Here is a 21,835-nt window from a genome sequence, read left to right as displayed (position 1 = left end):
CGTACCCGGACATCTCCCGCGTTGGGGCGGGACGCGCACCCCCGTCGTACGGCAGGATGCCTTTCCATGAGCACCCAGTCGACGCCCGGCATCGACGACGCCGGAACCACCGACCACCCGTCCCGGTCCGATGGGTTCGTCCGCGGCCTCTCCGGCGCCATCGGCGGGCCGCTCGGCGACCACGCGACGGCACTGGACCAGCCGGCCGGCTCCGAGCGTCGGTTCTGGACCGCCGCCCGGATCGTCCTGGCACTGGTCTGCCTCACGCTCGCGCTGCACTGGGTGCAGAAGTCGCCCTGTCAGGACGGCGCTTGGCAGAACAACGTCCAGTACAACCGGTTCTGCTACACCGATGTGCTCGCCCTCTACTACGCCGAAGGGCTCAACGAGGGCAAGGTGCCCTACCGCGACCACCCCGTCGAGTACCCGGTGCTGACCGGCTACTTCATGGGTGCCCTTGGCCTGCCGGTGCACGCGATCGGCGACGGCGACCCGACAATCAACCAGGCCCAGTGGTTCTACAACCTCAACGCCCTCGTGCTTGGCGCGCTCGCGGTCGCCACCGTGGCGGTGATCCTCGCGTTGCGCCGCAGACGACCGTGGGACGCGGCGCTGTTCGCGATCGCCCCGGCGTTGCTGCTCACCGCCACCGTCAACTGGGATCTGCTCGCCATCGGGCTGGCCGCGTTCGGGCTGCTGGCCTGGGCACGGCGGCAACCGGCGGTGACCGGCGTGCTGCTCGGCCTCGCTGGCGCGGCCAAACTCTGGCCGCTGTTCCTGCTGGGGCCGATCCTCATCCTGGCGCTGCGGGCCAATCGTCTCCGCGCCGCGCTCACCGCCATCGGCACGGCGGCCGTCGCCGTGGTGCTTGTGAACCTGCAACCCGCGCGGGCGTACCCGGAGAACTGGGGCCGCTTCTTCGAACTGAACACCACCCGGCCGATCGACTGGGGCACGCTCTGGTACATCGGGCGCTACCTCGACGGCAAGATCGGCAACGATCCCGGCCGGCTCGGCCCGTTCGAGTGGCTGAACGCCAACATCCCAACCCTCAACATCGTTTCGTACGCCCTGTTCGGGCTTGCCTGCCTCGGCGTGGCGGTGCTGGCGCTACGGGCACCACGCCGGCCCCGGCTCGCCCAGCTCGCCTTCCTTGTGGTCGCCGCGTTCCTCATCTTCAGCAAGGTCTGGTCCCAGCAGTTCGTGCTCTGGATGCTGCCGCTGATCGTGCTGGCCCGGCCGAAGTGGGGCGCCTTCCTGGCCTGGCAGCTCGCCGAGGTCTGCTACTTCGTCGCCTTCTACGGTGAGCTGCTCGGCGCGGCGACCAGCCGCCCGGTCTTCCCCGAAGGGGTGTTCGTGCTTGCCGCGTCGCTGCGGCTGGGCACCGTGGTGGTGCTCTGCGTGCTGGTCATCCGGGAGATCCTGCACCCCGAGCAGGACGCGGTACGGGCCACCTATGACGACGACCCGGACGGCGGCGTGCTCGACGGCGCGCCGGACGCGCCCTGGCTGGACCGCTGGCGCCGCCGGGAGGGCAATCCCGTGCCGGAACCCGAGCCCGCAGTCACCACCTGAGCCGGGCCCCGGCCGTCGAGAGAGGGTTCAGAGCCGGTACACCACAGCGTCACCGACCTCCTGCCGACTGATGTCGAGCGACTCGACAGGTGCGTCGATGGTGATCTCCCATGGCGTGCCGACGACCTGACCGCGTAGCAGCACCACGGTGCGCACGCCCAACGTCCGCAGGTAGTCGACGCTGGTCTGGTCCGGGAACGACTGGCTCACCCGGCGGACGTCGTCGAGCTGGCGCGGGGTGAAGCCACTGCCGCCGTTGACCACATCGGGGAAACCCCTCGTCGACCAGAGCATCACGTGCTGGTCCTGGTTCTGGCTGCTGGGCAGCACCAGCACCGGGCCCTCGGCTGTGCGCATCGCCGCCGGTTGGGTCGGCACCACCTGGTGCGGCGTGGCGTTCAGGCCCTCGGCGATGACAAGCAGCAGCGGCAGCAGGGTGGCCAGCCGCAGCCACGGGCCGGGCCAGGACGGGATCCGCTGCGCGGCCAGCTCACGGACACGATCGGTGAGGGCGGTGACCGCGCCCGCCGCGAGCAGCGCGAGCAGCAACGTCGTCCAGAGCATCAACCGCCCCGGGGTACGCAGGGCGTTCCAGCCCGGCGCGTGCTCGAACAGCAGCCCGTAGGTGAAACTGCCGCCGAAGAAGCGGGTGCCCATCGCGAAGGCCATCGTCACCAGCACCCCGGCGAGCAGCAGCAACCGGTGCCGCAGCCGCCACACCGAGAAGAGCAGCCCGCCGGCGGCCAGCGCGTACAGCACGAACCCCGGCAGCAGCGTCATCTCCGGGTGCCACGGCAGAGCCCCACGGGCACCCTCGTGCAAGCCACCCCAGATCCGCGATTCGGCAGGCGCCGTCACGAACCCGGACACCGGCGGCGAGTACATGCGGATGTCGTCGATCGACCGTTCGGCGTACGGGTGCAGCTCGGTGACCTTGAAGTACGGGTACGCCATCAGCAGACCCACACCGGCGAAGAACGCGCCGCCGACCAGGTCCGCGACGAACAACCGGCGACCGAACGGCAGCGCCCGACCCGTCCGGAGCCGCCGTACGACGAACAGGACCGCGGTGACCACGACCCCGCCGGCCAGGATGTACGCGAACGGCAGGCCGATACCGAAGCCGAGGCTGATCTGCCAGGCCGCCACCAGCCAACCGGCGTAGACCCAGCCGTCATGCCGCCGCTCGGGGCGGTAGCCGTACCGCAACGACCAGCCGTGCCCGCGCGCCAGCATGGCAAGGGCCAGTGGGATGCCGCCATTGGACAGCACGTGCAGGTGCCCGGCCTGGGCCAGCAGCCACGGCGCGTACGTGTAGGCGACCCCGGCCACAGCCGAGCCGATGCGACCCGCGCCCAACTGCCGGGCCAGCGCGTACGCCCCGAGCGTGGCGAGCGCGTGTGCCAGCACGAACATGATGTTGTAGCGCAGCACCGCGTCCTCGGGACCGCTGCCGAGCATCCCCGCCGGGGCGTAACCGAGCAGCGTGTCGGAGAACGCGAAGCTCCACAGCTCGGGGAAGAAGGTGTTGGACTGCCAGAGGCGCGCCGGTTCGGTCAGCAGGATGTGCCCGGACCAGGCCATCTGCCAGGCCTGAAGGCTCGGGTCCCAGTAGTCCTGCGGAAGCGTGTAGCGCGGGTAGCGCAGCGTCGGCCAGGTCATCAGCATGGCCAGCGCCGCGGCGGCCAGGCTCGCCAGTGTCCACTCGTGGACCAGGAACCGGCCGACCGCGCGGCCGACCGCCCGGCTGGCCCGGGTCAACCGGCTGGGCGTCGGCTCCGGCGCGGAGGCGAACGCGTCCCACCGCTCGGCCTCCACGGGCTTCGCCGTGGCGTCGGCCGAGTCCTTCTCGGCGACATCGGCGACCTTTTCGCCCGCAGCCTTCTCGTCTTCGCCCCCAGCCTTCTCGTCTTCGCCCGCAGCCTTCTCGTCGGCGCTTTTCTCGTCGGCATCGGTATTGGTCCGGGTCGCGGCGCTGTCGCCCGCGTCCGCTCCACCGTCGGTCTTGGTCGTGTCGGTCTTGGCCTCAGCCTCGGCCTTGTTCGCGTCCGTCACGCTCTCGGCGACGGCTGCGGTCTTGCCTGCGTCCGTTTCGCTTGTGGCCTCGGCTGTGCCGCCACCGGCCGTGCCTGCGGCATCGGTGGTCCCAGCTTTCCGCCTCCATGCCTTCCACCACCCGGGCTTACGGCTCCCGGTCGAGGTGGCGTTCTCGGCGTCGTCCTTACCCGAGCTTCCTCCGGCCGCGTCGTTCGTGGCGGTGCCGTCGTTCGTGGCGTCGTTCGCCGCGTTGGCGTTCGCGGTGCCGTCCGTGCTGGCGTCTTTCGCCGAGCCGCCTGTGCCGGTGGTTTCGGTTGCGGTGCCGTCCGTCGCGGTCGCGCTGCTCACCTCGGCGGCGCTGGCCTTGGCTCTGCCACCGCTGGCCTTGGCGGTGCTGGCACTCGTTTCGGCGGTGCCGGACTGGGCGTTGGCCTTGGCGGTGCCGGGCGGACTGGTTGGTCGGATAGGGGCGTCCCCGCCTGCGGCGGGCCGGACGTTCCCGGTCCCCTGCTGTCCGGTCGTCATGCTGCCGGGCGCTCCGTCCCGAGCTGCTGGCGGAGGAACTCGATATCAGCTGCCTGGCCGGTCACGCCGCCAGGCGTTTCGACGACAACCGGCGCCCCGGCGGCTCGGATCACCGCCACCACCAACTCCGGGTCGATGGTCCCGCCGCCCAGGTTGTCGTGCCTGTCCTGGCCGGAGTTGAACCCGCCCTTGGAGTTGTTGGCGTGCACCAGATCGATCCGCCCGGTGATCGCTTTGACCCGGTCGACCAGCCCGAGTAGTTCCTCACCGCCGGCGTACGCGTGGCAGGTGTCCAGGCAGAAGCCGACCTCGTGGTCGCCGATGGCGTCCCAGAGCCGGGCCAGCGCGTCCAGCCGGCGCGCGCACGCGTTGTCGCCGCCTGCGGTGTTCTCGATCAGAACCGGCACGCCGAATCCGCCGGAGTCGGCCGCGTACGCGAAGGTCTTGCGCCAGTTGTCGAAGCCGACCGCCAGGTCGTCCCCGGCGTTGACGTGCCCACCGTGGACGATCAGGCCCTTGGCGCCGATCGCGGCGGCGGCGGTCGCGTGCCCGAGCAGCAGCTTGCGACTGGGGATGCGGATGCGGTTGTTGAGGGTCGCCACGTTTATGACGTACGGCGCGTGCACGTAGAGGTCGACCTCGGCGGCGCGCAGCTGCTCGGCGTCCTCCCGAGGCTTGGGAGCCTTCCACCCCTGCGGGTCGGCGAGGAAGAACTGCACGGTGTCGGCGGATCGGGCAGATGCCTCCGCCAGCGGGTCGGTCGGGTCGACGTGGGCTCCGATTCGCATGGGAGCGAGCCTACGTCGCGCCTCCGACGGGTGCGGTAACGACCGGTGCGGTGTCGTCACCGGCCGGACCGACGATCGTTAATGAATTGAGCCGGCGACAAGCGTCCGACACCGCTGGTGGCGTGAGCGCCCCGGCCGGCAACCGGGGCCGGCGGCTCGACAGCGAGGGCACCCCGTCTCGCGGCCCGGCGGGACGGGGGCGACCCCTCCGACGCACGAGACGTCCACCGATGAAGATTCTCGGAAAATTGTGCCTTTTCCCCCAACAAGGGACGAGGGTCGTTGTATCGTCAGGTAACAACACGATAAAGCTCCGCGGGGCGTCTTCGATCCAACCTCATCGGTGTGGTCGTTCCTCCCCAGGTCCCACCCAAGGAATGCGGACGGGACGCCCCGCGGCCTCGTTGACGGGGGCTCGCCACCGACCAGTGCTGGTTGGGTGGTGGCCCCCGTCAACGCGTGCCGGCCGCTGCCCCGCCCGCCCCGGGCATGATCGTCCGGACCGGCTATCCTTGTCAGGTTGTCCGCGTCCGGCCGGGACCCCCCGGCGCGTGCGGCAACGACGCACGACCTCCTGCCACGGAAGGACCGTGGCCGCTTAGCCCACAGGAGGTGAGCACGTCTTGCGTCATTACGAGATCATGGTGATCCTCGACCCCAGCCTCGAGGAACGCACCGTCGCCCCGTCGCTCGACACGTACCTGAACGTGATCCGCACCGCGGGTGGCTCGGTTGAGAAGACGGACGTGTGGGGCCGTAGGCGCCTCGCGTACGAGATCAACAAAAAGGCCGAGGGCATCTACGCCGTCGTCGACCTGCAGGCTACGCCTGCTGCCGTGGCCGAGTTGGACCGTCAGCTCCGCCTCAACGAGTCCGTGCTGCGCACCAAGGTCATCCGGCCGGAGATGCGCTAACCATTCAACCCGGTTCGCCCGGATCAGCCTCCGCGACTCTGTCGTACGGCTCTGAGAGCCTGTACGACGAGACGCTGAGTGCGCGAGGAGATGGTCATGGCAGGAGACACCACCATCACGGTCATCGGCAACCTGACCGATGACCCCGAGTTGCGATTCACCCCCTCCGGGGCTGCGGTCGCCAAGTTCCGAGTCGCCTCGACGCCCCGATTCATGGACAAGGCGTCGGGCGAGTGGAAGGACGGCGAGCCGCTGTTCCTCGCTTGCACCGTCTGGCGGCAGGCCGCCGAGCACGTCGCCGAGTCGCTGCAGCGTGGCGCTCGGGTGATCGTGTCGGGTCGGCTGCGTCAGCGGTCCTACGAGACCCGCGAGGGCGAGAAGCGCACTGTCATCGAGCTTGAGGTCGACGAGATCGGCCCGTCGCTGCGCTACGCCACGGCAAAGGTGCAGAAGATGTCCCGCTCCGGTGGCGGTGGCGGCGGCTTCGGTGGCGGCGGTGGTGGTGGTGGCAACCAGGGTGGCGGCGGAGGCAACTTCGACGACCCCTGGGCTTCGGCCGCACCCTCTCCCGCGCGTGCCGGTTCGGGCGGCAACTTCGACGAGGAGCCTCCGTTCTAATGGCGCCGAGCGCCCGCGATCGCAAACCAGGAGCACGTGCAATGGCCAAGGCTGCGGCACTTCGCAAGCCGAAGAAGAAGGTGAACCCGCTCGACAAGGACGGGATCACCTATATCGATTACAAGGACACCGCGCTGCTGCGCAAGTTCATCTCCGACCGCGGCAAGATCCGCGCTCGTCGGGTGACCGGCGTGACCTCGCAGCAGCAGCGGCAGATCGCCCGTGCGGTCAAGAACGCCCGTGAGATGGCGCTCCTGCCGTACACGGCCACCACCCGCTGAGAGGAGGCACCGATATGAAGATCATCCTGACTCAGGAAGTGTCCGGCCTCGGTGCCCCGGGCGACATCGTCGAGGTCAAGGACGGCTTCGGCCGTAACTACCTGCTGCCGCAGGGCTTCGCGATCGCCTGGACCAAGGGCGCGGAAAAGCAGGTCACGGTCATCAAGCGGGCCCGTTCGGCCCGTGAGATCCGCGACCTCGACCACGCGAACGAGGTCAAGGGTCAGCTCGAGGGTCTCAAGGTCAACCTGAAGGCCCGCGCCGGCGACGGCGGGCGGCTCTTCGGCTCGGTCACCTCGGCCGAGATCGTCGACGCCGTCAAGGGCGCCGGCGGTCCGGTCCTCGACCGGCGCCGGCTGGAGGTTCCCGGTCACATCAAGTCGACCGGCACCTACCCGGTGAAGATCAAGCTGCACCCCGACGTGACCGCGTCGTTCAACCTGAACGTCGTTCAGGGCTGACGACCAGCCACACCACCACGAGGGCCCGCACCGAGCGATCGGTGCGGGCCCTCGTGCGTTCGACCACCACACAAACGCCCACGCGATGCGGCGGTGCCGTCAGCCGATCGGCTGACCGGTCACCGCACTGATCATCACGGTGGAGAGGCCACCGCCGACAACAGCGGCGGCGAGCGCGATGGTGGCCGAGCGCCACGTCGTGCCGACCCGGCGCAGCAGCGCCGCCACCACCAGACTGCTCAACAATGCCAACCCGAAGCGCGGCGAGCCGGCGAGCAACGACTCCAACGCCCGCGACCGCGCCGAGTCACACCCGCCCCCGCTGATGTCCGTGACACAGCCCGCCGGCGCCTGGGCGTCCAACGTCAACAACCACACGAAGATCAATACCGCAGGCACCAGGTAGCAGGCCGCGGTGTAGAGCAGCGGTCGGAAGGACCCACCGGGATCCGGGTCGAGCAGGTCGTCCTCCAGGCGCCGTGCCCAGCCGCCCGTCGCCACCGACTCGACCCGTCGACGCACCGACGCCGTGCCTACCGGCGACTGGCTCGCCCGGCGTCGCGGCACACCCTGAGGGGGTACGGGCACGCTGCGCGGTCGCGGAGCGGTGTAACCCACGACCGGTGACCTGGGCGCCGAGGTCGACGTGTCCATCCAGCGCGGGTCGTCCCCGGACAACCGTGTACCGGACCAGAACCCGTTGTCACGACTCGGCCATCCCTCCGCCGAGGAGCGGTCGGAGCGAGGTGGCAGCGTGCGGTCCCACTGGTCGTCCTCGACCGCCGACCGCTCCCACTGGCCGGTCTGGTCCGACCGCTCCCAGCCACCGATGCTCTCCGCCTGCGACCACTGCTCGCTCAGGTCGGTGCCATCAGCGCCGGCAGGCGGCCACGCGTGCACACCTGAGGCGTCCCACGGATCCACGGCGGGGGCGTACGACGGGTCGGGCTCTGCCGCCCGCTCCGAGCCGCGTTCCCACGGATCGACCGCCGGACGCGTCCACGACTCCTCAGCTGCCCGTCGGCTCCGCCGGGTGGGCCGGCTCACCTCCGGGCGGGTCGTCGGCTCCGGCGGGGCGTCATCCAGGTCGCCACCGGACCAGACCACCTGGGGGCGGCCGGCGGGCGCACGCCGGGGGCGACGGTCCGGAACCGCGCCGGAGACCGGCTCTTCCTCCGCCGAGTCGGCGCGCCGACGGCCCGCGTACCCCTGTTCCTGTGGACGGTCGAGCGTCCACTCCCGGGTGTGGTCCGAGTCGGGAGCCGCACCGATCGCGGGCTGCTCCCGCCAGGTGGTTTCGCCGGCCCACCGCCGGGCGACGGTCGGCTCGGGGCTTCGCCAGCCGGCACCGGAACCCGGCTGCTCGGGCCGTTGCCAGCCTGCCCCCGAGCCCGGCCGCTCAACCTCGGCGTCGTCGTCGGGGGCGGCATGCCGGCCACCGCCGTCGGCGTGTCGAACACCCGATTCCAGCGCCCACCGAGGCAGGTACGCGTCGACCGGCTCGTCCTGCCCTCGCTCCAAAGCGCGACGCCGACTGGAGGTGCGGTAGCGCGCATCCTCGTCGTACGGGTCGACCGGGGAAGGGGGCATGGGATCACCCCACGAGGCGGTCGGCTGGCGCTCGCGCGGGCTGCCCTCCCCGCGCTCCCAGTCCCGGTAACTCACGGCCGGAGTGTGACCCTTCTGAACCGAAAGCGTAATCCGCTGTCCAGGTGTAGCCGTTCGCTGGAGATAGTACGGGACGATCGTGGCACATACCCGACCGAAATATTCCCCTCCACAGGCTGGGGACTACGTATACGCAGGTCAGAGGCTTACGGCCCGGAATTCCCCAATGGTTATCCACAGCCTGTGCACACGCTGCGCACATGCTCGTCCACCGGCGTCCACAGGTTGTCCCGAGGCTTGTCCACCGGCCTTGTTGAGTCGCTGACCTCGGGGTCCGTATGGTTGGCCCTCGACCGCCGGCGCGATGGCCCCCGATCGACCGGCCCGGTCGGAGGAGAAGTGTCGTACCCCGGCGGTAGAGCTGGGGCCGGATCCGACGCAGTGGAGGGGGGACCCGTGTCGGTCACCGACGACATGCGGGCGGAGTCGCGCTCCGGCGGCGGCCAGCCGCCCGCGCAGCGGGACGGCCAGTTCGACAAGACCCCACCCCAGGATGTCGCCGCCGAGCAGTGCGTCCTCGGCGGCATGCTGCTGTCCAAGGACGCGATCGCCGACGTCGTCGAGATCCTCAAGACCAACGACTTCTACCGGCCGGTCCACGCCACGATCTTCGACACCATCCTGGACATCTACGGTCGGGGCGAGCCGGCCGACCCGATCACCGTGGCCGCCGCCCTTACCGACTCGGGCGACCTTGCCCGCATCGGCGGGGCCCCCTACCTGCACACCCTGATCGCCAGCGTGCCCACCGCCGCGAACGCCTCCTACTACGCGCGGATCGTCAGCGAGCGGGCGGTGCTGCGCCGGCTGGTCGAGGCCGGCACCAAGATCGTGCAGCTCGGGTACGGGACGGCCAGCGGCGGCAGCCGGGACGTCGACGACGTGGTGGACCTCGCCCAGCAGGCCGTCTACGACGTCACCGAACGTCGGGTCAGCGAGGATTTCGCGATCCTGGCCGACATGTTGCAGCCGACGCTGGACGAGATCGAGGCGGTGGGCGCGCAGGGCGGGATGATGACCGGCGTGCCGACCGGCTTCACCGACCTGGATCGGCTGCTCAACGGCCTCCACGCAGGGCAGCTGATCATCGTTGCGGGCCGGCCCGGTTTGGGTAAGGCGCTCGCGCTCGACACCCCACTGCCGACCCCGGACGGCTGGATCACGATGGGTGAGGTCCAGACGGGCGATCAGCTACTGGCGGCGGACGGCTCTCCGACCACTGTCACGCACGCCTTCGACGTGATGCACGACCGTCCCTGCTATGAGGTGGAGTTCTCCGACGGCACCGTCATCGTGGCGGACGCGGAGCACCTGTGGAAGACGACCAACCGAGCGAGCCGGCGGCAGGGCCCGGCACTGCGGAAGCGACACTGGCCGGAATCATCGCTGGCCAACCTACGTGCGGTCCGCAAGCCGCTCGGCGCCGTGGGCAATCAGCCGATCACTCGCTTCGACACGATCGAGCGGGTCGGGCCGGAGTTCCGGCATGTCCTGCACACGGTCGCGCGTGAGGTCGGGTCGACCGGCCGGATCAGCCGCCCCATCGTCCGCAACGGCAAGACGAAGAACTGGACGGCGCCCGGCTACCCGGCCGGTCCGCTGGTGACAGCGCTTCTTGAACGAGCTGAGCGGGAGGTCAACGCAGGCAGCCGGGCCGACCATGATGGCGTCGTCACCACTGCTGAGATCGCGGCCACCCTGCGTACCGACACCGCCGACCGACGGCTCAACCATGCGGTACGGAATTGCGCTCCCATCCAACTCCCGGACCGTGAGCTGCTGGTTCCGCCCTACACCCTGGGAGCGTGGCTCGGTGACGGGCACACCGGTGCCAGCCGCTTCACCACCGCAGATCCGGAGATGCTCACGCACGTCGAGGCGGACGGCTTCGTCGTGCGGCCCAGCGGCCCGATGGTCTACACAATTCTGCTGGAGCCCTCGTCGGCTGCCCAGGCGAACGGTGTCTGCGTGGACTGTGGCGTTTCCACCAGGGCGTTGCGTGAGAATCCAGCGACCAGGAAGTGTGCAGGCTGCCGTCACCAGAACGGTTCCTTCGTCGGGTTGTTGCGTCAGGTCGGGGTAGCGGCGGACAAGCACATCCCGGGCAGCTACCTGCGCGCCTCCGAGGCGCAGCGCCGGGCGCTGCTGGCTGGACTGATGGACACCGACGGCACCGTCGCCCCCACCGGTAACCTGCAGTACACGTCGACGTCGAAGCGGCTGGCAGAGGATGTACGCGAACTCATTGTCAGCCTCGGCTACCGCTGCACAGTGAACGTCAAGCCGGTACACGGCCGCACACGCGAGTCGTCGATCGCGTACACGTTGAACTTCTCCACCCCGGATGTCATCTTCCGGCTCAAGCGCAAACAGGATGCGCACGCCCAACGCCGTCGAACCACCTCCGACGTGCGGACGACCTCGCGGTACATCGTTGACGTTCGTCCGGTCCCGAGCGTGCCGGTCCGGTGCGTCACTGTCGACAACCCGGAGCATCTCTACCTGGCCAGCCGGGCGATGATTCCCACCCACAACAGCACGGCCAGCATGGACTTTGCCCGAAATGCTGCGATTCGTGCCAACCAGGCGGCCGCCATCTTCTCGCTCGAAATGAGCAAGGTCGAGATCGTCATGCGGCTGCTCTCCGCCGAGGCCCGGGTGCCGTTGCACGTACTGCGCAGCGGGCAGCTCTCCGACGACGACTGGACCAAGCTGGCCCGGTGCATGGGCGAGATCAGCGAAGCTCCGCTCTTCGTCGACGACACCCCGAGCATGAACCTCATGGAGATCCGGGCCAAGGCCCGCCGGCTCAAGCAGCGACACGACCTGAAGATGATCGTCGTCGACTACCTCCAGCTGATGACCTCACCGAAGCGCACCGAGAGCCGCCAACAGGAGGTCGCCGACCTCTCCCGTGGCCTCAAGCTCCTGGCCAAGGAGGTCGAGTGCCCGGTGATCGCTGTCAGTCAGCTCAACCGTGGCCCGGAGCAGCGCACCGACAAGCGGCCCCAATTGTCTGATTTGCGTGAATCTGGCTCAATTGAGCAGGATGCCGACGTTGTCATCCTTCTGCACCGCGACGACTACTACGACAAGGAGTCACCGCGGGCGGGCGAGGCGGATTTCATTGTTGCCAAGCATCGGAATGGGCCAACTGACACCGTGACCGTGGCGGCGCAGTTGCACCTGTCCCGGTTCGTGGACATGGCGATCGGATGACAGGTCCGACTGTCAACTGAGCAACGGAAACCAGCCCGCCGACTCGCCCAGCTCCAGCCGGTCCCGGTCGGTGAGCGGAAGCCGCCCGGTCGCCTTCAGCAGGAAATCGTGATCGTCCCAGGCGGTCGGGCGTACCGTGTCGTCGCTGAGAAGGCCGTCCATGGTGGCCACTGCGGCGCGTACGGCCAGTGGACCGGGCGGCGGGGCGCCGGGCAGGTCGGGTGTCAGGTCGAGGTGGTGGACGACTGCCTCGGTGGTGAGGGTGGCGAGGAAATCCGGCACGCGCAGCACGTGGCCCTGGGTGCTCACGTACCCCTCGGGGTCGGCTGACGCGGCGGCGCGGACGGCTGCGGGGGCGGTCTCGGTCCAGAGCCTGACGATTCCGGTCGGACGGTCGAACGCGGCAGCCGATCGTCGGACCCACCAGGCGTGCCGGGCGGCGTCAGCACCGTCGGCGGGAAAGTCACGCCAGTAGCTCACGTCGTCGCTGTCGGCGGGACCGGCGGCGGGGCTGGCCAGGGCGACCAGGGCGCGCTGTGCGTCACCGAGGACGTACAGCAGCAGATCCGCGACGAGCCAACCCCGGCAGCGGGTGGGTCGTTGCAGGTCCGCGTCGTCCAGGCCGTCGACCACGGCGGTGATGCCGTCGTACGCCTGAGCCAGCGCCTCGGCCTGCGGGATCGCGGTCATGCGATGCAGCCTCGCACGTGCCGCACCACCCGCCAACCATCGACGGGGTCAGTGCCCGGGCCGACGCGTGGACCGGCCCGGGCAGGAGGTGTCGGTCGGGCTCAGCCGAACATCTCGTCGAGGAAGCCCTTGCGCTTCTTGCGCTTGTAGTGCCCGTGGTAGCCGTGGTGCTGCTGACCGTAGACCGGCGCCTGCGGGTAGCCGGGCGGGGGCGGGGGCGGCGGCACGGAGCCGTACCCGGGCTGGTGCTGCGCTGGGGCGTGCGGCGGCGGGTAGCCGCCGGGCTGCTGGGCGGGAGGCGGCGGCGGGCCACCGGCCTGCTGGCGGCTCCAGTTGGCCTCCGCCTCGAACAGCTTCTCCAACTCGCCGCGGTCGAGGAAGATGCCCCGGCACTCCCCGCACTGGTCGATGACGACGCCGCTGCGCTCGTACTGACGCATTTCTCCGTGACACTTGGGACAGGTCAGGCTCATCACCAGACGGTACCCGCTTTAGCTATGCGGTTGCTGTGAGCGCCTCGGTGACCTCGTCGTCGGAGACCTCGTGGAAGTCGTCGTAGTAGACGCTCACCGCTCCGAACTCCGGCGGGCGTTGGGCGCAGACGACCTGATCGGCCTCGGCTGCCAGCAGCTCGTACGCCTCCTGCGCGCCGACTGGAACGGCGACCACCACCCGGCGGGCGCCGAGCCGGCGGACGACCTCGACGGCGGCCCGCGCGGTCGCGCCGGTGGCCAGCCCGTCGTCGACGATCACGGCGGTCCGGTCGGTGAGGTCCAACGGTGGGCGGTTGCCCCGGTAGAGCCGTTCCCGACGTTCCAACTCGGCCAGTTCGCGGTGGTTGACCTCGGCTATGTCGTCGCTGCTGAGCCGGCTCGCCACCACGTCGTTGAGCACCTGCACGCCACCCGGGCCGACCGCGCCGAAGGCGACCTCCCGTGCCCAGGGCATGCCGAGCTTGCGGACGACGAGTACGTCCAGGGGCGCGCCGAGGCGTTCGGCGACGACCCGGGCCACCGGCACGCCGCCCCGGACCAGGCCGAGGACGACGACGTCCGGGTCGCCGACGAGTGCGGTGAGTCGGTCGGCGAGCACCCGGCCCGCGTCGTCGCGGTCGCGGTACGTGGTCATGCCTTCAGGTCTACGCCCTGCGGCGTCGTTCTGCCCGCCAGTTACACCGATGTGGCCCGACCGGACAGGTGCCCGGGTGCCGGTGCGGTCGGTTCGGTGATTGCCGGGCGGTGCAGTGCGGGTGCCCAGGCGAGCAGTGCCAGCGGGTACAGCAGGTAGCCGAACCGGGTGGACGGCATCAGGACGATCGCGGCGAGCAGCCCGTACCCGCAGATCAGCGCGGCGGAGACGGCAGTGCGGGGCGGGCGGCGGGCGAGCCGGACGGCGATTGCCAGGCCGGCCGCGACGAGCAGCGCGGCGGCGACCAACCGGCCGGCGGGCAGCGCGGAGGCGATCAGGTAGCCGGGGAACGGGGACTGGGCAGGGCTGGTGACCAGGCCGTGGCCGAGGGGGAAGCGCAGCACGTTCTCGATGAGCGCGTCGCGGTCGACCAGCAGGGCCGGGAGCAGGGCTGCGACGGGCAGTCCGACAGCGCCTGCGGCGACCCGGCCGCCGGCACGCCGGGTCAGGCCCCAGATGATCAGGACGAGGGCGATCGGCCAGGCGAACAGCTTCAGCGCGCCGGCAAGGCCGACAGCGATTCCGGCCCGGCCGGGCCGGTCGGCGGCGGCGAACGCGAGGGCAAGGAGGCAGAGGGCGAGTACGGGGAGGTCGTCGCCGCCGGTGGCGAGGGTGAGTGCGCAGACCGGCAGGACGGTGGCGGCCTGTACGCCCCGCAGCAGCGCGGCGCCTCGCGGGTGATCTCCGGCGGTGGGTGTCGAGGTGCGCAGGGCGTTCACGGCCAGGGCGAGTGCCAGCGCGGTGGCGACCGCGAACCACATCCGGGAGTCGGTCCAGGGGCTGTCCAGCAGCGCCCGGGGCAGGCCGAAGATCGCCATTCCCGGCTGGTAGGGGGTGTAGCCGAGGAGTTGCTCGCCCAGCGGCAGGGCGGCGATCGCGTCGCGCCCCAGGTACGGGGTGCCGTGGTCGAGCAGGCGGGTGCCTGCCTGTTCCACGACCAGCACCTCCTCCTGCGCCCGGTCGGTGCGGCCGGTGGCCCGCTCGAAGCTCTGCCAGATGACGGGCAGCAGAGCGGTGCTGGCCCAGGTGAGCCCGGTGACCGCCCAGCGGGCCGGCAGGCCGACCAGCCGGGATGTCGGGATGCGTCGACGCAGGAGAAGTTGGGCGACCACCGCAAGGGCCGCGACCAGGTATCCCACGGCGGCGACCGCACCCCAGGCCCGATGCGGCAGCAGGGTCGAGGTGACTGCTGTGATCGCTGCGAAGAGGGCCGAAGCGGTGTAGAGGCCGAGGTCGAGGGCGAGCCCGCCGGCGGCGTTGTCGAGCGTGCGCCAGCGACGTTGGCGGGCGGTCGGGGCTTCGGCGATCACGGGCGTCAGTCTGGCAGACCTCGCTGCTCACCCGGTTGTCCGCGTCGCCGCGGGACCTTCCGGGGGGTTCTGCGCGACCGTCAGGCCGGCAGGTGGGGAAGCTGGTCAGGGCGGGATCGGCCGCCCGGACGGCGGGACTGCGTCAGCCGGATCACCGCGCCGGTGTCGTGCAGCGGCGGCGCCAGAGCCCCGGGCCGGCCACCCGAACCCCGCTGCAAGGTGGCGAGCAGCGTGCCGGCGGGCATCGGCCGGGCGAACAGATGGCCCTGGCCGGCGACGCAACCGAGCTCCCAGAGGGCGCGTCGCTGCGGCTCGCTCTCGACGCCCTCGGCGACCACGTCCAGGTTGAGGCTCCGGCCCAGGTCGAGGGTGGAGCGGATAACGGCAGCGGCCTCCGCCGAACTCTCCATCGTCGTCACGAAACTGCGGTCGATCTTCAACTCGTGGACCGGGATGCGGGAGAGCAGGGAGAGCGAGGAGTAACCGGTGCCGAAGTCGTCAAGCGCCAGCCGGACGCCCTCGTCGCGTAGCCGGCTCAACACCCGGTCCACCACGTCGAGCTGACTGAGCGTCAACGTCTCGGTCAACTCCAGCACCAGCCGGTCCGGTGGCAGGTCGTGGGTGCGCAGGCGGGCCAGCACCGAGCCCGGGAACCGCGCGTCCAGCAGGCTGCGCGGAGACACGTTCACCGCGACCGGTATGTCGAAGCCGGCGTCCCGCCAGTTGGTCGCGGCGATCAGCGCCTGATCGAGGATCGCCTCGGCGAACGCCGGCAGCAGGCCGGAGCGCTCCACCGCCTCCAGGAAACGCAGCGGATCGATCAGGCCGTGCGTGGGGTGGTGCCAGCGGGCCAACGCCTCCGCGCTCGTCACCTCGCCGGTGCCCAGATCGACGATGGGTTGGAAGTTGACGATGAACTCGTGGTCGGCGACGGCCCGTGGCAATTCGCCGCCGAGGGTGAGACGGCCCAGGTCGGCGGTGTCCCGGGTCGGGGCGTACGTGGAGATGCGCTGCCCGGCCCGCTTGGCCTGGTACATCGCGACGTCGGCGCGGCGCAGCAACTCGGCCATGCCGCCGCTGGCCGGGGCGACGGAGATCCCACCGCTGGCCTCGACGCTGATCCGCATGCCGTCCAGATCGAACGGCTCGTGCAACGCCGCGAGCAGCGTCTCCGCCCGGTGCGCGGCGATCGCGGGGGCCGGCAGCCCGCGCAGGAGTACGGCGAACTCGTCGCCGCCGAGACGCGCCACCAGGTCACTGCCCTGGGCGGCGTTGCGCAGCCGATCGGCGACCTGCACCAGCACCTGGTCCCCGGCGGCGTGCCCGAGCGTGTCGTTGACCTCCTTGAAGTGGTTGAGGTCGATCAACACCAGCGCGGTCACCCCGTCGGCGTGCCGGGTGGTCAACTGTTCGGTGCCCTGATCGAGCAGGTGCCGACGGTTGGCCAGGCCGGTAAGCGCGTCGTGCGAGGCCGCGTACGCGTGTTCGTCGGCCACCCGGGCCAGTTCGGCGTACGCCTGGGCATTCCGGACGGCGGTGCAGAGGGCGGAAGCGAAGGTACGCAGCGTGTACTGCTCCCGCTCGGAGAGCTGCACCGGGCCCCGGAAACGCAGCCGCAGCATGCCGACGTCGACGGAACGGTCATGACCTTCCAGCGGCGCGGGGACGACGGTGCCGTCCACTTCGGTGGGCGTACCGGTCGCGGCGTCGAAGGTGATGCCGCCGGTGCCGCCCCGGACGGTACGACCGCCGTCGCGCAGCTCGATCTCGACCTCGTCGGCGGAGAACAACTCGGCCGCCTGGGTGACGGCGGTGGTGAGGACCTTGTCGAGGTCGACGACGTTGAGGGCGTCGGTGGTGCGGGCGAGGCGCTGCCACGCCTGCTGCTCGGTGCGGCCCCGGATGCGCGCGGAGTAGGCCAGGTGCAAGCTCAGGACCAGAGGTGGGACGGCAAGCAGAAGGCGAGGGTCTATCCGAAGGACGAGCAGCGTGCAGGCCGCGACAACGAAACGCACGGCGAAGCCGCCGAGCCGGAGGTCGAGATTGCTCCGAAACTGCTTCGCGATCTTGGTCCCGGACGCCAGCGCGATGACCGGGATGGCGAGCAGATCGTCCAGTAGGGCGGCGACCATGTAGGCGAGGGCCAACGGCACGATGAGGGACGCGGTGCCCGCCGGGGGCCAGGTCCACGTCGTCATCGCCAGTGCCGTGCCGGCACCCCAGGCCACGATCACGTTCTTTCCGATGCCGAATGCCAGCTTCATCGGCGAGAGGCGAATTGAAGCGAGAGCAATCCCGACCGCAGTGCAGAGCACCACGACCGAGGTCGGAGCAATGGCTACGCCGACGATGATCGCCGTATCGTTCCAACTGATCGACTGGGTCGTCGACCGGATCCGCACCCGGGCCTTGACCAGGGTCCCCAGCGCGATCACGAGGGTGATCATGACGAGCTTCGCCGCGTCGTTCACCGTCGCAGGCTTTGCTGAACTCAGCGCGGCTGAAAGCGATGTGACGACGATGGTTCCGGCCACAACGACGATGAGACCGACGAGCAGCAACAGCCGCCGATCGGTCTCGATCTCTCGTCGCTGAGGAAGGGTCACGCCCGCTCCCGAAGGACTGCTTCCACCGTGTTCGCAGCCTACCCCTCGGGCCTCAGAAGTTCCCGGGCCGAGTTTTCAGTTCCAGTCGGTGCCACGCATCGGGATGCCCCTCTCTTCAGCCGTGCCGTTGGATGACCTACCCCATGGGGTCTTCCTACGAAAGGCAGCTTAAGAGGAGTAAGGGCAGCATAGAAGTAATAAATGTCGGTATGCGCAACATTAGTCAAGCTGAGGCTTATTTATCACGTTCTGTCCATCGCCGCTAAACGGAGTGCGGTCGGTCTGCGGGTGCTGGATCCGGGGTCAGGCGACAACTGCGGACGCTATCCGTTCAAGTTATGGACGTGCTATTCCCCCTGAGTCTGGGTGAGTTACGGCAGATCCCTCATCCGAAGTTTGGCTGGGCGTAAGGGCGGGTTGGGCAAAGTTGGCACAGTCGGGGCGTCCGGCTGGGGACGAGCGGTGCAACTTGCTGCTGGCATGCTGCCGTAGTGGGTAGGCAATCGGCGTCTCCTAGGTAGATCCTGAGGTCGACGACCCGTGTGGCTTCATGCGCGAGCGGCGAGGCGTCCAAGGCCCAAGTCGTCAACTTCGTTGCGTGATTGACTGAATACCGGCGATGGCTGGAGCGGGGACGGGGTGGAGATTCAGGTTCTGGGTGGCCTTTCGGTGCAAGTCCCTGCCCGCACGTTGCGCCTAGGTACGCCGAAACAGCAAGCCATCTTCGCAATGCTCGCAGTTCAGCCGGGCCAACTGGTGACAGCGTCCGAGCTTGTCGATGAGTTATGGAACGATTGCCCACCGCGATCAGCGGTCGCGAATGTTCTCAGCTATGCCGCGAATCTGCGCCGGGCTTTCGAGGCTTGCCCGTCGGGCCGAGGGATCATCGTGCGGCAGCGGAACGGCTATCGGCTCGACGTACCGCCGGAGCTGATAGACATCTTTTGCTTCGAGGCGGAGCGGAGCGCTGGTCGGGAAGCCCTGACCGCCGGCCACCTGGACGAGGCTCGGGTGCTGCTCGGTCGCGCGGTGACGAGGTGGCAGGGCCCGATGCTGGCAGGCATCCCGCTCGGGCCAGTCCTGACCGCCCGAACCGTGGCTGCCGAAGACGAGCGCCTGTTGGCCACGGAACTCCTGGCCGATGTCCAGCTCCGCGCCGGCCGGGATGACCTGGCGATTCCGCTGTTGCGGGAGGTGGTGGCCCGCCATCCGCTCCGCGAACCGGCCTACGCCCTCCTGATGCGGGCGTTGTATGAGCGTGGCGATCATGCTGGGGCGCTCGTCGCGTACGACGAGATCCGGGCACGGCTGAGCGCGGACCTGGGGGTGGCCCCAGGGGGCGACATCGAGGAACTGCACCGCAGGATCGCCATCCCAGTCCCGACGCCGGTCGCGGTCGCCCAACCAGGACGCCCCGCATGGGCCATGCGCGACGCGGCGGGTGCAGCGGCAACTGAACAGACGCGCCAGCTCAAGCCGGTGGATCATCTGCCCCGGGCGGTCGCCGACTTCGTCGGGCGGGAAGACGTGCTGGCGCGGTTGCTGGCGGAGACGCGGCGCGTCGAGGAACGAGTGCCCGCCGTGCACATCATCGACGGGATGGCTGGTAGCGGGAAGACGACCCTCGCCGTCCACTTGGCCCGTCGGTTGTCCGCCCGGTATCCGGATGCCGTGCTGTTCATCGACCTGTGCGGGCATGGCGAGAAGAATCGGGTGGAGCCAGCGACCGCCCTGGTCACCCTGCTTCGTCAACTTGAGGTGCCGGTCGAGCAGGTTCCGGTCGAGTTCGAGGCCAAGGTGGAGTTGTGGCGACGGGAACTCGCTCGCCGGAGGTCTGTGATCGTCCTCGACAACGCCGCGAGCAGCGAGCAGATTCTGCCACTCCTGCCGACCGAGCCGACCGCCGTTGTGCTTGTGACTTCGCGGCGGCGACTTGCCCACCCGGACGTCGCCCCTTCGCAGACGCTGCCGGTCATGAACCCCGAAGAGAGCGTCGACCTCCTCGCGCTCACTGTTGGTCGGGCTCGGGTCGACGCCGAGCCGGAGGCGGCCGCCGAGGTGGTCCGGCAATGCGGCCACCTTCCCCTGGCGATCCGACTCGCCGGCGCGAGGCTGGCCCACCGACGCAACTGGCGGTTGGCGGATCTCGCCGAGCAGATGACCGCTGGCGCGCCTGCGCTGCACTCGTCTACCTGGCGCAGGAGGAGAGCACTGTCGCCAAAGCCTTCGCCGCCTCGTACGAACCTTTGCCGGAGCCGACCAGGCGAGTCTTCCGGTTCCTCGGTCTGTACCCCGGTAAGCGGCTCAGCCCGTCGGCCGTCGCCGCCCTGACCGGCCTGACGGTGACGGAGGCTCATGCGGCGCTCGATGGCCTTGTCGATCGGAACCTGGTGGAGGACCTGGACTCCACGCGGTACGGGCTGCACGACCTCATGCGCCAGTACTCCGTCGAGCTGTGCGTTCGCACCGACTCCCCGAGCGACCGGAGGCTTGGGCTGGGCCGGCTGTTCGACTTCGTGCTGGAGGCGGCCCTCAGGGTCGCCGACCTGCTGGAGCCCGGTGTCGTCAGAGCCCAGGTCACCCACGTCTGGTCCGGACATCCCGAACTGGCCGAGGCCCTCGGAGAGTCGACCGCTGAATGGTTGGAGACTGAGCGGACGGAACTGGTGACGATGGTGCGGTCAGCACACGAGGCGGGCTTCTATCGGCACACGTGGCAACTTGCGCGGAGCCTTTGGAGATTCTGCTACATCCGCGGTTACTACGAGGACATCATCCTGACCCACACTGCTGCGCTGGCGGCAGTAGAGGCAGCGGGTGATGTCGATGCGATGGCGATGGTGAACAACTACCTGGCTTCCGCCTACGTGCGAACCGGCGACAACCGCAAGGCGCTCGATCATCTGACCCGCTCGGTTGCTCTCTCCCGCGACTCCCGGGACGTGTTGAGCGCGGCGCGCTACCGCGCCAACCTCGCCGCGATTTACTGGTGGAGCGGTCAACTCACCGAGTCTGTGGAGCTTGGCTTTGAGTGCCTGCGTGACTACAAGGTGTACGGCAATCTCGGGGTCCCGATCCTGTTGCCGAACCTCGGCTTGGCACTCATGGCGCTGGGGCGCCATAAGGAAGCGTTGCAGCTTCATCGTCGCCACCTGGCCTGGGCGCGGACGAACTCCGACGAATTCCATCTGCTGAACGCGCTCAGCCACATCGGCACCGTACGAATCCGTATGGGCGACTTTCGTCAGGCGGCCCGGATCCTCGTGGCCTCCCTGGCCCTGCGCGACCGCACCGGCCACCGGTATGCCGAGGCGGAGGTGCACAACGACCTCGGCATTGCCTACCGCGGTCTTGGTCGACTGGTCGACGCCCAGCATGAACACGAGGTCGCCCGAAGGCTGTCGATCGCCTCAGGGGAACGGCACGTCGAGGCGGCGGCGTTGAACGACCTCGGGCGCACCCTGCGGGCGCAGGGGCGGGACGGAGAGGCGGCCGGGATGCACGAGGCGGCACTGCGGTTGGCGACCCGGATCGCGCACCCGTACGAGCAGGGACGGGCTCTGGCCGGGTTGGCCGAGCACTTCGCCGGCATCGATTCGGCCGAGGCCCGGCGACACTGGGAGCGGGCGCTGGCGATCTTCCGGCGGATGGGTGTGCCGGAGCGCCTCGAAGCCGAGCGCCGCCTTGCCGAGACGTAGACCACCAAAGCAGGGCGCTGAGCTGCGCAGACAGCGCTTATCGATTTCTTATCGCCAGCCTCGGTAGCTTCTGCCGCGTATCGGCGGACGGGGGAGGTTCTGCCCCTGGGGCAGAACCGGGTCGTCGACACGACGCCTGCTGCCAGGTTTCCCCAGTGGCCTCGGCGGCGGGTCGGTGAGGAAGGGGCGGCGATCCCGCGAGCGCGCTGACGCACCCGGCGACGTGAACGGGCCGCCGCTCCTTCCGAGCACCTTCA

The 21,835-nt window shown here is 69.6% G+C and carries 16 protein-coding genes; 8 read left to right on the top strand and 8 right to left on the bottom strand.

The annotated features are described in order from the left end of the window. The first annotated feature begins 66 nt into the window (after nt 1-66). On the top strand, nt 67-1,575 hold the full coding sequence (locus ACLQ23_RS11640) for a glycosyltransferase family 87 protein (RefSeq protein WP_355587421.1): 1,509 nt from the start codon (nt 67-69) through the stop codon (nt 1,573-1,575). Nucleotides 1,576-1,602: 27 nt separating this feature from the next. On the opposite strand, the gene ACLQ23_RS11635 is transcribed toward ACLQ23_RS11640, so the two are convergent. Together ACLQ23_RS11635 and ACLQ23_RS11630 are read right to left on the bottom strand one after the other, a co-directional pair. Then, the gene (locus tag ACLQ23_RS11635) at nt 1,603-4,137 is read right to left on the bottom strand and encodes a hypothetical protein (RefSeq protein WP_425880634.1); all 2,535 of its coding nucleotides are present in this window, start codon (nt 4,135-4,137) and stop codon (nt 1,603-1,605) included. Further along, nucleotides 4,134-4,925: a deoxyribonuclease IV gene (locus ACLQ23_RS11630; protein ID WP_355587416.1), complete on the bottom strand. Its 792-nt coding sequence runs from the start codon at nt 4,923-4,925 to the stop codon at nt 4,134-4,136. The genes ACLQ23_RS11635 and ACLQ23_RS11630 overlap by 4 nt, the downstream gene beginning before the upstream one ends. 623 nt (nt 4,926-5,548) lie before the next feature. Between ACLQ23_RS11630 and rpsF the strand changes: the two genes are divergently transcribed. From rpsF to rplI, 4 genes are all read left to right on the top strand, one after another. Continuing rightward, the gene (rpsF, locus tag ACLQ23_RS11625) at nt 5,549-5,839 is read left to right on the top strand and encodes a 30S ribosomal protein S6 (protein WP_007073791.1); all 291 of its coding nucleotides are present in this window, start codon (nt 5,549-5,551) and stop codon (nt 5,837-5,839) included. A gap of 78 nt (nt 5,840-5,917) precedes the next feature. Then, nucleotides 5,918-6,457 carry a single-stranded DNA-binding protein gene (locus ACLQ23_RS11620; RefSeq protein ID WP_355587413.1) on the top strand — a complete coding sequence of 180 codons (540 nt, stop codon included), beginning with the start codon at nt 5,918-5,920 and terminating at the stop codon, nt 6,455-6,457. Between the two features lie 41 nt (nt 6,458-6,498). Then, a complete protein-coding gene (rpsR, locus tag ACLQ23_RS11615; protein ID WP_013289355.1) occupies nt 6,499-6,738 on the top strand; it encodes a 30S ribosomal protein S18 in 240 nt (79 codons plus the stop codon). A 14-nt stretch (nt 6,739-6,752) separates the two neighbouring features. Further along, on the top strand, nt 6,753-7,199 hold the full coding sequence (gene rplI / locus ACLQ23_RS11610) for a 50S ribosomal protein L9 (RefSeq protein ID WP_053651640.1): 447 nt from the start codon (nt 6,753-6,755) through the stop codon (nt 7,197-7,199). Between the two features lie 99 nt (nt 7,200-7,298). Here the strand turns inward: rplI and ACLQ23_RS11605 are convergent, their stop codons facing one another. Further along, the gene (locus ACLQ23_RS11605; protein WP_355587411.1) at nt 7,299-8,864 is read right to left on the bottom strand and encodes a hypothetical protein; all 1,566 of its coding nucleotides are present in this window, start codon (nt 8,862-8,864) and stop codon (nt 7,299-7,301) included. Between the two features lie 384 nt (nt 8,865-9,248). Between ACLQ23_RS11605 and dnaB the strand changes: the two genes are divergently transcribed. Beyond that, nucleotides 9,249-12,086, top strand: coding sequence for a replicative DNA helicase (dnaB, locus tag ACLQ23_RS11600; RefSeq protein ID WP_355629308.1), 2,838 nt, complete (start codon nt 9,249-9,251; stop codon nt 12,084-12,086). Between the two features lie 12 nt (nt 12,087-12,098). Here the strand turns inward: dnaB and ACLQ23_RS11595 are convergent, their stop codons facing one another. The 5 genes from ACLQ23_RS11595 to ACLQ23_RS11575 all read right to left on the bottom strand — a co-directional run bounded on the left by ACLQ23_RS11595 (nt 12,099) and on the right by ACLQ23_RS11575 (nt 17,880). Beyond that, nucleotides 12,099-12,776: a maleylpyruvate isomerase N-terminal domain-containing protein gene (locus ACLQ23_RS11595; protein ID WP_355629311.1), complete on the bottom strand. Its 678-nt coding sequence runs from the start codon at nt 12,774-12,776 to the stop codon at nt 12,099-12,101. Between the two features lie 101 nt (nt 12,777-12,877). Further along, a complete protein-coding gene (locus ACLQ23_RS11590; RefSeq protein WP_355587403.1) occupies nt 12,878-13,252 on the bottom strand; it encodes a zf-TFIIB domain-containing protein in 375 nt (124 codons plus the stop codon). Between the two features lie 19 nt (nt 13,253-13,271). Then, on the bottom strand, nt 13,272-13,904 hold the full coding sequence (locus tag ACLQ23_RS11585; RefSeq protein WP_355587400.1) for a phosphoribosyltransferase: 633 nt from the start codon (nt 13,902-13,904) through the stop codon (nt 13,272-13,274). Nucleotides 13,905-13,945: 41 nt separating this feature from the next. Further along, the gene (locus ACLQ23_RS11580; protein ID WP_355587397.1) at nt 13,946-15,274 is read right to left on the bottom strand and encodes a glycosyltransferase family 87 protein; all 1,329 of its coding nucleotides are present in this window, start codon (nt 15,272-15,274) and stop codon (nt 13,946-13,948) included. 80 nt (nt 15,275-15,354) lie between these two features. Next, the gene (locus ACLQ23_RS11575) at nt 15,355-17,880 is read right to left on the bottom strand and encodes a putative bifunctional diguanylate cyclase/phosphodiesterase (protein ID WP_355587394.1); all 2,526 of its coding nucleotides are present in this window, start codon (nt 17,878-17,880) and stop codon (nt 15,355-15,357) included. Between the two features lie 639 nt (nt 17,881-18,519). Between ACLQ23_RS11575 and ACLQ23_RS11570 the strand changes: the two genes are divergently transcribed. Further along, nucleotides 18,520-20,211, top strand: a complete 1,692-nt coding sequence (locus ACLQ23_RS11570; RefSeq protein WP_425880633.1) for a BTAD domain-containing putative transcriptional regulator — start codon at nt 18,520-18,522, stop codon at nt 20,209-20,211. Then, nucleotides 20,127-21,578 (top strand): tetratricopeptide repeat protein, encoded by a 1,452-nt coding sequence (locus tag ACLQ23_RS11565; protein WP_425880632.1) that lies wholly within the window; start codon nt 20,127-20,129, stop codon nt 21,576-21,578. The genes ACLQ23_RS11570 and ACLQ23_RS11565 overlap by 85 nt, the downstream gene beginning before the upstream one ends. The last annotated feature ends 257 nt before the right edge of the window (nt 21,579-21,835 follow it).

The sequence above is a fragment of the Micromonospora sp. DT41 genome (assembly GCF_049841715.1).
Classification (GTDB): Bacteria; Actinomycetota; Actinomycetes; order Mycobacteriales; family Micromonosporaceae; genus Micromonospora; species Micromonospora profundi.
Note: the sequence above shows the minus strand (reverse complement) of the source record. Positions and strands in the feature narration are given on the sequence as shown.